Origin of the sequence: Sphingobacterium cavernae (assembly GCF_008520265.1) — a bacterium.
Classification (GTDB): domain Bacteria; phylum Bacteroidota; class Bacteroidia; order Sphingobacteriales; family Sphingobacteriaceae; genus Sphingobacterium; species Sphingobacterium cavernae.
This window is the reverse complement of record NZ_VIQM01000081.1, coordinates 1-11,886: the sequence shown is the minus strand read 5'-3', so window position 1 is coordinate 11,886 and position 11,886 is coordinate 1. Positions and strand designations below refer to the sequence as shown.

Annotated in this window: 16 protein-coding genes; 14 read left to right on the top strand and 2 right to left on the bottom strand. The window is 45.5% G+C overall.

The window, feature by feature from the left end:
* The 4 genes from FLS47_RS15170 to FLS47_RS15155 all read left to right on the top strand — a co-directional run.
* A partial coding sequence (locus FLS47_RS15170) for a ParA family protein (RefSeq protein WP_394349535.1) occupies positions 1-380 on the top strand: 380 nt, incomplete at its 5' end.
* A 5-nt stretch (positions 381-385) separates the two neighbouring features.
* Positions 386-808, top strand: coding sequence for a DUF3408 domain-containing protein (locus tag FLS47_RS15165; protein WP_149915192.1), 423 nt, complete (start codon positions 386-388; stop codon positions 806-808).
* Positions 809-819: 11 nt separating this feature from the next.
* The gene (locus FLS47_RS15160) at positions 820-1,095 is read left to right on the top strand and encodes a DUF3408 domain-containing protein (RefSeq protein ID WP_045756031.1); all 276 of its coding nucleotides are present in this window, start codon (positions 820-822) and stop codon (positions 1,093-1,095) included.
* A gap of 2 nt (positions 1,096-1,097) precedes the next feature.
* On the top strand, positions 1,098-1,736 hold the full coding sequence (locus FLS47_RS15155) for a conjugal transfer protein TraD (RefSeq protein ID WP_149915191.1): 639 nt from the start codon (positions 1,098-1,100) through the stop codon (positions 1,734-1,736).
* A gap of 21 nt (positions 1,737-1,757) precedes the next feature.
* Here FLS47_RS15155 and FLS47_RS15150 read toward each other — a convergent pair whose 3' ends face one another.
* Both FLS47_RS15150 and FLS47_RS15145 read right to left on the bottom strand, forming a co-directional pair.
* Positions 1,758-2,558 (bottom strand): TIGR02391 family protein, encoded by an 801-nt coding sequence (locus tag FLS47_RS15150; protein ID WP_149915190.1) that lies wholly within the window; start codon positions 2,556-2,558, stop codon positions 1,758-1,760.
* A gap of 24 nt (positions 2,559-2,582) precedes the next feature.
* A complete protein-coding gene (locus FLS47_RS15145; RefSeq protein ID WP_149915189.1) occupies positions 2,583-3,386 on the bottom strand; it encodes a phospholipase D-like domain-containing protein in 804 nt (267 codons plus the stop codon).
* A gap of 209 nt (positions 3,387-3,595) precedes the next feature.
* On the opposite strand from FLS47_RS15145, the gene FLS47_RS15140 reads away from it, so the two are divergent.
* The 10 genes from FLS47_RS15140 to traN all read left to right on the top strand — a co-directional run.
* Positions 3,596-3,901, top strand: coding sequence for a DUF4134 domain-containing protein (locus FLS47_RS15140; protein ID WP_149915188.1), 306 nt, complete (start codon positions 3,596-3,598; stop codon positions 3,899-3,901).
* Positions 3,902-3,912: 11 nt separating this feature from the next.
* Positions 3,913-4,245, top strand: coding sequence for a DUF4133 domain-containing protein (locus FLS47_RS15135; RefSeq protein WP_149915187.1), 333 nt, complete (start codon positions 3,913-3,915; stop codon positions 4,243-4,245).
* Positions 4,242-6,749, top strand: a complete 2,508-nt coding sequence (locus FLS47_RS15130; RefSeq protein ID WP_149915186.1) for a TraG family conjugative transposon ATPase — start codon at positions 4,242-4,244, stop codon at positions 6,747-6,749. Before FLS47_RS15135 ends, FLS47_RS15130 begins: the two co-directional genes overlap by 4 nt.
* A gap of 21 nt (positions 6,750-6,770) precedes the next feature.
* Positions 6,771-7,403, top strand: coding sequence for a DUF4141 domain-containing protein (locus FLS47_RS15125; RefSeq protein WP_149915185.1), 633 nt, complete (start codon positions 6,771-6,773; stop codon positions 7,401-7,403).
* 3 nt (positions 7,404-7,406) lie between these two features.
* Complete coding sequence (gene traJ, locus FLS47_RS15120; RefSeq protein WP_149915184.1) at positions 7,407-8,402, top strand: conjugative transposon protein TraJ; 996 nt, start codon at positions 7,407-7,409, stop codon at positions 8,400-8,402.
* 13 nt (positions 8,403-8,415) lie between these two features.
* The gene (gene traK, locus FLS47_RS15115; RefSeq protein ID WP_149915183.1) at positions 8,416-9,039 is read left to right on the top strand and encodes a conjugative transposon protein TraK; all 624 of its coding nucleotides are present in this window, start codon (positions 8,416-8,418) and stop codon (positions 9,037-9,039) included.
* A 10-nt stretch (positions 9,040-9,049) separates the two neighbouring features.
* Entirely contained in the window at positions 9,050-9,445 is a 396-nt protein-coding gene (locus FLS47_RS15110) for a hypothetical protein (protein WP_045756384.1), read from the top strand.
* Positions 9,446-9,448: 3 nt separating this feature from the next.
* Positions 9,449-9,733 (top strand): nitrogen regulatory IIA protein, encoded by a 285-nt coding sequence (locus tag FLS47_RS15105; protein ID WP_149915182.1) that lies wholly within the window; start codon positions 9,449-9,451, stop codon positions 9,731-9,733.
* Complete coding sequence (traM, locus tag FLS47_RS15100; protein ID WP_149915181.1) at positions 9,720-11,045, top strand: conjugative transposon protein TraM; 1,326 nt, start codon at positions 9,720-9,722, stop codon at positions 11,043-11,045. The genes FLS47_RS15105 and traM overlap by 14 nt, the downstream gene beginning before the upstream one ends.
* Positions 11,046-11,069: 24 nt before the next feature.
* The coding region (gene traN, locus FLS47_RS15095) for a conjugative transposon protein TraN (RefSeq protein ID WP_149915180.1) at positions 11,070-11,886 on the top strand (817 nt) is incomplete at its 3' end.

Here is an 11,886-nt window from a genome sequence, read left to right as displayed (position 1 = left end):
TGGCAGGAATGCACCACATCTTTTCGCCTATCACGGCAGACCGTGTGGTCATGGAAAGCACATTGAGCTTTACCGATGTGCTGACCAATGTCCTTATGAAACAAGGTCAGACCTCCATCGAAACCATACGGCTGTTTTGGAACATGGTCGATGGCAGGGAAAAATCGCAACTGTACGAAATCTACGGCAACGTCATTAACGAGGTCGGACTGCAAGCAATGGAAACACGCATTGGCGATAGCAAACGCTTCCGCAAGGAAAGCGAGGCAACGGCAAAGACTGTCTTCCGCTCCACGCTATTGCCCCCCGACAAAACATTGATGAAAGCCTCCGGCTTGGACTTGTTCATCAGTGAATTTCTAAGAACCGTCAAACTGTAACCGCTATGGAAAATGAAAACAAGAAAAAGCCGAATGCCCCGATTGACGAGGCATATCTCATGTCCATCATGGCAGGCGAAACAAAGAAGCCCCAACAGGCGGTAGCACCGCAAGAGCCGAGCGCAGAGCCGACAAAGGAAACGCCAACGGAAAAGCCCGTAGCCAAAGAGCGCACCCGACAAAAGAGGGCTTCCGATACGGGCTATGGCGAGCGTTTTCTCAACAGCCACACCATGACACGCCGTGGCGATAAGAGCATCTACATCCGGCAGGAATACCACGAACGGCTTTCCCGTATCGTGCAGGTTATCGGCGAGGATAAAATACCTCTGTACGCCTATTTGGACAATATTCTCGAACATCATTTTGAACAGTTCGAGAAAGCCATCACCGATGATTTCAACAATAAGTTTAAACCCATTTTTTAAAGTATTCGATTATGAACAAGACACAGCAAAAACAACCGGAAAAGGTATTGCGCAAAGCGCATTACAAATCGGCATTTTTAAGACCGACAGGGGTCGTGGCAAGGTGCGGAAAATCGGTCTACATAAGCCCCGATTTCCACAAGAAATTATCCCGTATCGTCTTTCTGCTCGGCGAGGGAGAAATTACGCTTACCGATTACCTGCACAGCGTACTGAAACATCACTTTGAGGAGTTCGGAGACGAAATAAAGATTATCTATGCCGACAAGCAAAAGCCAATCTTATAGCTATGGAAACGTTGATTGTAATATGCCTTATCATCGTCATCATCCTTTTGCTGAAAGATAAGGTGGTCATCCATAAGAACGTCCGCAGGGAAATAAAGCCGGAAATGAAAAGCCCCGACCTGCCGGATATTATGGGGCTTCCCAAGCCTGTGGAACGCCACACCTTGCCACTGGATGCCACAAAGAGACAATCGGGTGAACGTGACGGGATAGCTGATAATTTTGGAACAGAAACCTACGGGATAGGTTTTGGATTGGAAAATCCGCAGATTGAGGGAGAGCCGGATGAAGTTTTCGGGAGTATGTCCGATTTTGAAAATGTGGAAGACGAATGGGATGAGTACGGGTTTGAGGACAGCGACAATGAGTTTGCCACAGGGGTTACCTTTGATGAACTGACAACCGTGGGGGCATGGTTGGAGCAAGATACACTTGAACCTGCCCAGCAACAGAAAGCGGTGGATATAGTTCAGCGATTACAGGGAACGGAATTGTTAAGTCTGCTCGAAAACTCAATGGATGGGGCTTCACGGAAGATTGCAGAGTTGTTGGACAAGAGCCTATCCGCCGGAACGGATTTCAGCTCTCCCGATTTGCGGAAAAGTGATTTAGAGGATTTCGACATTGGGGAGTTTGTCTGAAAAGACAGCTTCCCTTTGTTTTTATAACGCTTTATCCAATCGCTTATGTGCGTATGATATAGTATTTAAAATATCAAGAGCTTCTTCTTCGCTGATTTCAAATTTAATTTTTGGTTGATGGGCTGTAGGGTTTCTTATTAGACCAAAAATACCTTTGATTAAATTGCATAATCCTATATGCTCACTTCTATCCGTTTCTGTTACTAAGTTGTTGATTTTAATCAAAGGGTTATTAGTAGAGAATGCAGTTTCTACCAAAGCATTACCGTCTGCATATAATCCCGTCATCTTCCTTAGACGGTCGGCGACACTTTTGGTCGCTTCAAAAACGGAATGAAAATAATTTTCAAGTAATAATTCAGCCCGACAATATTCGAAAACGGCTAAATGAACATTTCTGTTTTCTAATTTATGCTTTAAACGACTGGCTCTTTGTTCGGCATCTGCAATTGTTTTGGCTTTTTCAACTAATCTAAGGTTGCCCTCTTCTGTTAATTCAGTTCCTATAAAAGCTAAACGTTTATTCACTTCTAATCTGCGATTATGAAAAACTTCTTCTTTACCAATATACCTCACAGGTTGTAAAGCATCTTTGATAAACCGTAATATATGATTTGAGCATTGGTGTTGATTTTGCCAACTTGCAAATGCGGAATATAATCTTCTCCATTTTGTGTTTTGGGGGTCAACATCAGGAATATTAGAATTTAAAAGGATTTGTCCTATTTCAGAACCTGTTAAACCATCTGTTGTATCTCCAATTGCCCTGCACAAGCCCTCCAGTACATGAGCTTCAAACATTGGACGTTTGATATTCGCCATTATTCTATTTTTTTAAAGAAATCATTACTTAATAAGATTAATAAATTCAGTAGCATACCTTTCTGCTAATTCTCGGCTATTTTCGACACTAACTGTTTCCCTGTTCCAATTAGCTTTAGTCGTCCAGTTGTACGAACCATGAACAACCGTTTTTAAGTCAATTATACAGAATTTGTGATGCATTATGTTTTCATATTTTCCAGTTTTGAGTACTCTTTTAGTTTCAAAAAACTTTTCATACGGAAAGCCATATTTTGTGTTTATTTCATCATCCAAAACTATTAATCGAACATTTACCCCGGCTTTCATTTTATCATAAATTGCCCTCATTAAAACCTTATTCGTAAACCATGCTACAGCTATCCAAATAGAGAATTTGGCGTTTCGGATTTGCTCGATAATCTGTGCTTCAATATCCTCAAAATGAACTTCAACTTCTATGTTGTCCGGTAAGTCTGCGCCTATTATTTTGTATCTTCCCTCAAACTCATCGAGCCTATAACCATCTTGCTGTAAAAGGGGATTGATTTGCTCCACAGCTTCTTTTATATTCTTACTCGTATCTCTTGCGAAATGTCTTGGGTCGAAGACAATTTGCAATAACTGAACCATTTCCTTACTGCCATTTATCTCATATAATTTTTCCAAAACATAAGCATTTCTACTTAGGCTGTTTGGCATTCCACCATCTTGATGTTTATAAACGTCCTTAAAACCGATACGGTTAAAAAGTTTTAAAATTTCAGGGCCCGAAAGATAGGGCGACAGTTGATTATCTCCCGATATAAATTCCTTTATGCTCTCTATTGTTAAGTCTGATAATTTCATTAAGTATTTGGATGCTTGTTGTCAATGCTAAAATAACACATCTATCGGACAGTTTCGCTAATTACCATTAATCTATCATCAAAAAGCCACTTACTGCCAATTAATTCCGCTGATTTCCAGTTTCCCATAAGGCTTCGATTTCCATAAGACTTTTGTTGCGAAAGCCCGCACGAGGTGGGAAAGTAGTAACAATTTAATTCAGTTAAATCATGGTAAAACAAAGCAAAAAAGTGTTGCTGACAGGCGTTGCGTTCCTGTCGGCATTCGGTGTGTTCGCACAGGGCAACGGCTCGGCAGGCATCCAAGAAGCCACGCAGATGGTAACAAGCTATTTCGACCCTGCAACCCAATTAATTTATGCGATTGGGGCTGTGGTTGGTTTAATCGGGGGCGTAAAGGTGTACAACAAATTTAGTAGCGGTGACCCCGATACAAGCAAGACTGCGGCGTCGTGGTTTGGGGCTTGTATCTTCCTCATCGTAGCGGCGACCATTCTCCGCTCATTCTTCCTTTAAGCTGGCGTATTATGAGCAATTACAATATCAATAAAGGTATCGGCAGGACTGTCGAGTTCAAAGGACTGAAAGCACAGTACCTGTTCATCTTCGCAGGTGGTCTGCTCGGCGTGCTTATCCTTGTCATGGTCATGTACATGGCAGGTGTAAACTCCTACGTGTGCCTGCTTGTCGGGGCAGGCGGTGCATCGCTCATCGTTTGGCAAACATTCGCATTGAACGGCAAATACGGCGAATACGGATTGATGAAAGTCGGGGCAAAGAAAAGGCATCCGAAATACATCATCTGTCGCAGAGCCGTAAACCGCTATTTAAAATTCACTTCTAAATCCAGTCATTTATGAGAAATACAGGAAAAGCCACAACGTTGGAAAGCAAGTTTCCATTACTGGCGGTGGAACACAACTGCATCATTTCAAAGGATGCGGACATCACGGCTTGCTTTCGGGTACACCTGCCGGAGTTATTCACGGTGGCATCGGCAGAGTATGATGCCATACATTCGGCTTGGCACAAGGCTATCAAGACCTTGCCGGACTACACCATTGTCCACAAACAAGACTGGTACATCAAGGAAAGTTATGCTCCGGATATTGCGCAGGAAGACCAAAGTTTCCTTGCAAAGTCCTATCAACAGCATTTCAACGAACGTCCATTTTTAAACCATTACTGCTATCTCTTTTTGACCAAGACGACCAAAGAGCGGATGCGGATGCAGAGTAATTTTAGTTCGCTATGCAAGGGTGTACTTATCCCGAAAGAAATTAGGGATAAAGAAACCGTCCGCCGTTTCATGGAGGCCGTTGCACAGTTTGAGCGGATTATCAACGATAGCGGTTTTGTGAAACTGGAACGCCTGACCGAGGATGACATCATCGGCACAGGCGAAAAACAGGGATTGCTCGAACAGTACCTTACCCTGTCGAGGGAAACGGGAACGCCCATGCAGGATATAGCTTTGGGAAGCGAGGACGTGCGTATCGGCAACAAAAGGCTGTGCCTGCACACCCTATCCGATACGGACGATTTACCCAACACGGTATCGGCAAATACGAGGTATGAAAAGCTGTCCACGGACAGGAGCGATTGCCTGTTGTCCTTTGCCTCTCCGGTGGGCTTGCTCCTTAGCTGTAACCATATCTATAACCAATACCTGTTTTTGGACAACAGCGATGAGAGCCTGCGGAAGTTTGAAAAGTCAGCCCGTAATATGCACTCACTGGCAAGGTACAGCCGTGCCAATCAGATTAACAAAGAGTGGATTGAAAAGTATCTGAACGAAGCGCACAGCTTCGGGCTTTCTTCTATCCGTGCACACTTCAATGTGATGGCGTGGTCGGATGACGCAAGCGAACTCAAACAGCTAAAGAACGATACGGGCAGTGCGCTCGCTTTGATGGAATGCAGACCGAGGCATAACACGGTGGATGTTGCCACACTGTATTGGGCAGGCATACCAGGCAATGCAGGGGACTTTCCGGCAGAGGAAAGTTTCTATACGTTCATCGAACCTGCACTGTGTTTCTTTACCGAAGAAACCAATTACCAAAGTTCGCCATCACCTTTCGGTATCAAGATGGCGGACAGGCTGACAGGCAAACCCATCCATTTGGATATTTCCGACCTACCCATGAAAAAAGGCATTATCACGAACCGCAACAAATTTATTTTGGGGCCGTCGGGTTCGGGTAAGTCTTTTTTCACCAATCACATGGTGAGGCAGTATTATGAGCAAGGCTCTCATGTACTATTGGTCGATACGGGCAACTCTTATCAAGGGCTGTGCGAACTGATTAAGGGAAAGACAAAAGGAAAAGACGGTGTTTATTTTACCTATACCGAGGATAACCCCATCGCCTTTAATCCGTTCTACACGGACGATGGCATTTTCGACATCGAGAAAAGGGAAAGTATCAAGACTTTGATACTGACTTTATGGAAGCGTGATGACGAACCGCCGAGCCGTTCGGAGGAAGTGGCATTGTCCAATGCCGTGAGCGGTTATATCGACTGTATTAAGCAAAGCGATGAATACCCCTCTTTCAACGGATTTTACGAATACGTAAAAGGTGACTACAAAAAGGTGCTGGAAGACAAACAGGTAAGGGAAAAAGACTTTGACGTTGCAGGTTTCCTAAATGTATTAGAGCCTTACTATCGTGGGGGTGAATACGATTACCTGCTCAATTCAGACAAGCAACTTGACCTGCTTTCCAAACGCTTTATCGTGTTTGAAATTGATGCGATTAAAGACCACAAAATCCTCTTTCCCATAGTGACCATCATCATTATGGAAGTATTCATCAATAAGATGCGCAGGCTCAAAGGTGTGCGCAAACTGATACTGATTGAGGAAGCGTGGAAAGCCATCGCCAAAGAGGGAATGGCGGAGTACATCAAGTACCTGTTTAAGACCGTCCGCAAATTTTTTGGTGAGGCTATCGTGGTCACGCAGGAAGTGGACGACATTATCCAGTCACCCGTGGTCAAGGAAAGCATCATCAACAATTCCGACTGTAAAATCCTGCTTGACCAACGCAAGTACATGAACAAATTCGATGACATCCAAGCGATGCTCGGACTGACGGAAAAGGAAAAATCCCAAATCCTTTCCATCAACCAGAACAATGACCCGTCAAGGCTTTATAAAGAGGTATGGATCGGGCTTGGCGGTACGCACTCTGCGGTGTATGCCACAGAGGTTTCGCTCGAAGAATATTTGGCATACACCACCGAGGAAACCGAAAAAATGGAAGTCATGCAACTGGCATCCGAACTGGACGGCAATGTGGAACTGGCAATAAAGCGCATTGCTGGACAGAGACGTGAGAACGCAAATAATTATTAATCATTTAAAAAATCAGAGACAATGAAGAAAACAATGTTACTGGTGTGGACGGCATTTATGCTTGCCGTCGTACCGTCTGCAAAGGCACAATGGGTGGTAGTTGACCCTTCAAATCTGGCATCGGGTATCATCAACTCCGCCAATGAAATCGTGCAGACCTCATCCACCGTGTCCAACGTGGTAAAGAATTTCAACGAGGTAAAGAAAGTGTATGAACAGGGCAAGGAATACTACGATAAATTGAAAGCTGTAAATAACTTGGTTAAAGATGCCCGAAAAGTGCAACAAACGGTACTACTCGTAGGCGATGTGTCCGAAATGTACGTGCAGAATTTCGGCAAAATGATGAACGACCCGAATTTCAGTCCGCAGGAACTCACGGCAATCGCCAACGGTTATTCCACGCTCCTAAACGAGAGTACCGAACTACTCAAAGAACTGAAACAGATTGTTACCTCGACCTCGCTTTCGCTGAACGATAAGGAACGTATGGACATCATCGACAGGGTTTACAAAGAGGTCAAGGACTATCACAGCCTTGTCCGGTATTTCACCAACAAGAATATCTCCGTGAGCATTTTGAGGGCTAAGAAACAGAACAACACCAAAAGGGTGCTTGAACTGTACGGAACTGCTGAACAAAAATATTGGTAAGCTATGGAATGGAACAATCTTCACGAACTCCTGCGCTCTCTTTACGATGAGATGCTCCCACTGTCCGCCGATATGGCGACAGTGGCTAAGGGCATTGCCGGATTGGGCGCACTGTTCTACGTGGCACTGAAAGTGTGGCAGGCATTGAGCCGTGCAGAACCGATAGACGTGTTTCCGCTCCTGCGACCGTTCGCCATCGGGCTTTGCATTATGTTCTTCCCGACCATCGTATTGGGAACTATCAATGCGGTATTAAGTCCGGTCGTAAAAGGCACAAACGCCATGCTCGAAAACCAAGTGCTTGACCTCAACAAATTGCAGGAACAAAAAGACCTGTTGGAGAGAGAGGCAATGCTCCGCAATCCCGAAACCGCTTACCTCGTAAGCGATGAGGAATTTGATAAGAAACTGGATGAATTGGGATGGTCGCCGTCCGATTTGGTTGCCATATCCGTTATGTACATGGAGCGTGGAATGTACGATTTAAAGAAAAGCATCCGTGACTGGTTTCGGGAGCTACTGGAAGTCCTTTTCCAAGCATCTGCTTTGGTCATAGATACCATACGGACATTCTTTCTTATCGTGCTGTCCATTCTCGGGCCGATAGCCTTTGCGATAAGTGTATGGGATGGTTTTCAGTCCACACTTACGCAATGGCTGACCCGATATATCAGCGTGTACCTGTGGTTGCCCATTGCCGATATGTTCAGCTCCATGCTCGCCAAGATACAATCCCTTATCATCGAACGGGATATTGATATGCTTGCCGACCCGACCTACATCCCCGACACATCCAACACCGTGTATATCATCTTTATGCTGATTGGCATCGTGGGCTACTTCACCGTTCCAACGGTGGCAGGTTGGGTAATACAGGCAGGTGGTGCAGGGAACTTCATGCGCAACGTAAACTCTACGGCATCTAAGACCGGAAACATCGCCGGAGCAGGAACGGGGGCTGTTGCAGGCAATATCGGTGGCAGGTTAATGAACAAATAAAAATCAGAAAGCAATGGAATTTAAGACACTAAGAAATATCGAAAACAGCTTTAGGCAAATACGGCTGTACGCAATTGTATTTGCGGTACTCTGCATCGCGGTGGTAGGTTATGCCGTATGGCAGTCCTACCAGTTTGCAGAGGCACAACGCCAAAAAATATATGTACTGGACAACGGCAAGTCCTTGATGTTGGCATTGTCACAGGATGCAAGCCTCAACAGACCTGTTGAGGCAAGGGAACACGTAAGGCGTTTCCATGAACTGTTCTTTACGCTCGCACCGGATAAGAACGCTATTGAAAGCAACATGAAAAGAGCTTTTAATCTTGCCGACAAATCGGCTTTCGATTACTACAAAGACCTTTCGGAAAAGGGCTATTATAATCGCATCATTTCGGGCAACGTGCAACAGCGTGTCGAAGTGGACAGCGTGGTGTGCAACTTCGATACCTATCCCTATTCCGTTAGGACGTATGCTAAACAGTTTATCATCCGGTCAAGCAACGTTACAAGGCGAAACCTTGTGACCTCCTGTTATCTCGTGAACTCCGTCCGCTCGGACAACAACCCACAGGGCTTCAATATCGAAAAGTTTGCCGTGTTGGAAAACAGGGATATAGAAGTCATCGACCGCTAAAGCCAAGATTATGGAAGCAATATCAGATTTGAATACGTTCGCCAAAATCCTTACTGCAAAGGGGTATGACGGCGATTTCCATACGCAGGGTGCGTATGCCGGAAAACTGAAAGCAAGCATCAGCGAATATCTCGCCAACTGCCCCAAAGGTGTAGCTAAAAAGGAGTTGTTGCTATCCTGCTTTCTGCAATGGGCAGGCGAAGCCCTGCCCAGGATAGAATGCCTTATGTGGGTGAAGTACCTAAACGGCAAATTCTTCTTGGGCAGAATGGAGATTGCAAAAAAAGACCGTTACGGGCAGGTGCTGAAACAATCGGAACTGACTGACCTGTCGGTCGTCACCGCTCCCAAAGCAAAAGAGGCAATCGCTATGGTCAGTGATGCAGTGGAACGGAATAACAATTAAAGCATGAAAAATCTAAGAACAGCAATCAGTAATTGGTTTGACAAGCTCGATGGACAGTGGCGAGCGTTGCCTGTTAAAAAAAAGCATCGCTATACGCTACTGCTCTTTGCAGGCTATGCACTGCTGTCCGTCATCGTACTGCTCGAAGTGTGCTACGATGTAGCGCATTCCGATAATACCATGACTATTGAGCATATCGAAAACCCCATTAGGCAAAACAATTCCTCGGTTTCACCGCAGGACAGTATTAAAACAATCTTAAAAGATAAAAATCATGAAAGACAGTGAAAACAAAAAGGTAAGTTTTTTGGTCGAAGATGACGACCCGAAAAACGGAATGGATGCGACCCAAGACGGGGCGCAGAACAAAGCAGACAAGTTAAAGAAGCCCATCATTTTTGCCCTTATGGGCGTGGTGTTCCTCGGCTGTATGTACCTAATCTTCAAACCGTCCTCCGATAAGAAAACGGTCGAGGATATTGGTCTGAACGATGTCGTACCGCAGGCAAACGATGCAGGGCTTCAATCCGATAAGCAAAAGGCTTATGAACAGGAACTACTCGAACAGAAAATGCAGGAAAAGCGCAATGCGCTCCTGTCACTATCCGACTATTGGAGCGAGGACAGTACCGCCGATCAGGAAGCGGAGCAACCGGATGAGGTTTATGAAGACGGCTACGCTTCCGGCGGTGGTACACGCAGGAACAGCAACCCTGCTCTGAACAGTTACCGCAATGCGCAAAGTACGCTGACCTCGTTCTACGACAACAGCGATTACGAAACGCAGGAACTCCGCAAACAGATTGAGGAACTCAAAGAACAGTTGGCAGAAAAAGACGTACCGCCTGTAACGACCATAGATGACCAACTGGCTTTGATGGAAAAGTCATACGAAATGGCTTCCCGTTACCTGCCACAAACCCCTGCACAGCCGAACAGTACGGACACAATGGTTTCCACAAAGAGTGCCTCACAAAAGGAGCATTTCGTGGCTTTCACTCCTGTAAGAAAAAATACGGTTTCCGCATTGTACCGTGAACCGACTGACAGTGCTTTTTTGGCAAACTGGAACGAAACCCGAAACCGTGGCTTCTATACGGCAGGTGTTTCGGAACAGGTCATACAGCCAAAAAACAGCATCAAGGCAGTGGTACAGGAAACACAGGTCGTGACGGGCGAAGGCGATGTGCGCCTGCGCCTGTTGGAAACGGCACAAACGCCTGTCCGCTCCATTCCGGCAGGAACGGTACTAACGGCAAATGCCAAGTTTCAAGGTGGCAGGTTGCAGTTAAAAGTAACGTCCATCGAATATGAGGGCAACATTATTCCGGTCGATATAACCGTGTACGATGTGGACGGACAGCAAGGGCTATATGTGCCATATTCTCCCGAAATGAACGCCCTGTCAGAGATAGCCTCCAACATGAGCCAAACGGGGGGAACAAGTATCATGATGACACGCTCGGCAGGGCAACAGATGGCAGGCGGCCTTTCCCGTGGCGTGGTGCAAGGGGTATCGGGGTACTTCTCCAAGAAAGTGAGGACACCGAAAGTAACCGTCAAAGCCGGTCATCAGTTATTCCTCGTTTCAAAAAATTAATGTTTAACTAAAATCAAAAAGAAAATGAAAGCAATATTTAAAAGCCTTTTGGCAATGGTCTGTTTAACGGTCTTTATCACTGGTGCGAATGCACAGCAAGTGGCATCCGGTACAACAAAATTGAGCATGGGCAAGGTTGACCCTTACGAAATGCAGGTGACGTACAGCAAGACCTCGCACCTCATATTCCCGTCCGCAATCCGCTACGTGGATTTGGGCAGTGAGTACCTTATCGCAGGCAAAGCCGAGGATGCGGAAAACGTACTGCGCATTAAGGCAAGCGTAAGGGATTTTGACGAGGAAACCAATTTTTCGGTCATCACGGACGATGGTCGGTTTTACAATTTCAACGTCTTTTACAGCCCTTATCCTGCAACGCTGAATTATGATTTGTTGACCATGCAAAAGGCATCGGACAGGGAAAACGGCAACGATGTTCTGTTTGAGGAATTGGAGGGCAATTCGCCGTCACTGGCAGGCTTGCTCATGGAAACGATTTACAAAAAGAACAAAAGGATTGTAAAGCATATCGGGGCAAGAAGCTACGGCATACAATTCCTGCTAAAAGGTATCTACGTCCATAACGGAAAATTCTATTTCCATACGGAACTGCGCAACAAAAGCAATGTTCCGTTCAACATTGACTTTGTGAATTTCAAGGTCGTGGACAAGAAAGTCGCCAAGCGTACCGTGGTGCAGGAAAAGGCAATGAACCCATTGCGTATGTACAAAACGCTCGGTGAAATAACGGGCAATACCACCGACCAGAACGTATTCCTGCTCGACCAGTTTACCATAACGGATGACAAGGTACTCGTGATTGAAATTTTTGAAAGGAACG

Excerpts from the sequence above, each read along its gene's own strand:
- FLS47_RS15165 (WP_149915192.1), top strand. The coding sequence starts at position 386 with ATGGAAAATGAAAACAAGAAAAAGCCGAATGCCCCGATTGACGAGGCA.
- FLS47_RS15160 (WP_045756031.1), top strand. The coding sequence starts at position 820 with ATGAACAAGACACAGCAAAAACAACCGGAAAAGGTATTGCGCAAAGCG.
- FLS47_RS15155 (WP_149915191.1), top strand. The coding sequence starts at position 1,098 with ATGGAAACGTTGATTGTAATATGCCTTATCATCGTCATCATCCTTTTG.
- FLS47_RS15150 (WP_149915190.1), bottom strand. The coding sequence starts at position 2,558 with ATGGCGAATATCAAACGTCCAATGTTTGAAGCTCATGTACTGGAGGGC.
- FLS47_RS15145 (WP_149915189.1), bottom strand. The coding sequence starts at position 3,386 with ATGAAATTATCAGACTTAACAATAGAGAGCATAAAGGAATTTATATCG.
- FLS47_RS15140 (WP_149915188.1), top strand. The coding sequence starts at position 3,596 with ATGGTAAAACAAAGCAAAAAAGTGTTGCTGACAGGCGTTGCGTTCCTG.
- FLS47_RS15135 (WP_149915187.1), top strand. The coding sequence starts at position 3,913 with ATGAGCAATTACAATATCAATAAAGGTATCGGCAGGACTGTCGAGTTC.
- FLS47_RS15130 (WP_149915186.1), top strand. The coding sequence starts at position 4,242 with ATGAGAAATACAGGAAAAGCCACAACGTTGGAAAGCAAGTTTCCATTA.
- FLS47_RS15125 (WP_149915185.1), top strand. The coding sequence starts at position 6,771 with ATGAAGAAAACAATGTTACTGGTGTGGACGGCATTTATGCTTGCCGTC.
- traJ (WP_149915184.1), top strand. The coding sequence starts at position 7,407 with ATGGAATGGAACAATCTTCACGAACTCCTGCGCTCTCTTTACGATGAG.
- traK (WP_149915183.1), top strand. The coding sequence starts at position 8,416 with ATGGAATTTAAGACACTAAGAAATATCGAAAACAGCTTTAGGCAAATA.
- FLS47_RS15110 (WP_045756384.1), top strand. The coding sequence starts at position 9,050 with ATGGAAGCAATATCAGATTTGAATACGTTCGCCAAAATCCTTACTGCA.
- FLS47_RS15105 (WP_149915182.1), top strand. The coding sequence starts at position 9,449 with ATGAAAAATCTAAGAACAGCAATCAGTAATTGGTTTGACAAGCTCGAT.
- traM (WP_149915181.1), top strand. The coding sequence starts at position 9,720 with ATGAAAGACAGTGAAAACAAAAAGGTAAGTTTTTTGGTCGAAGATGAC.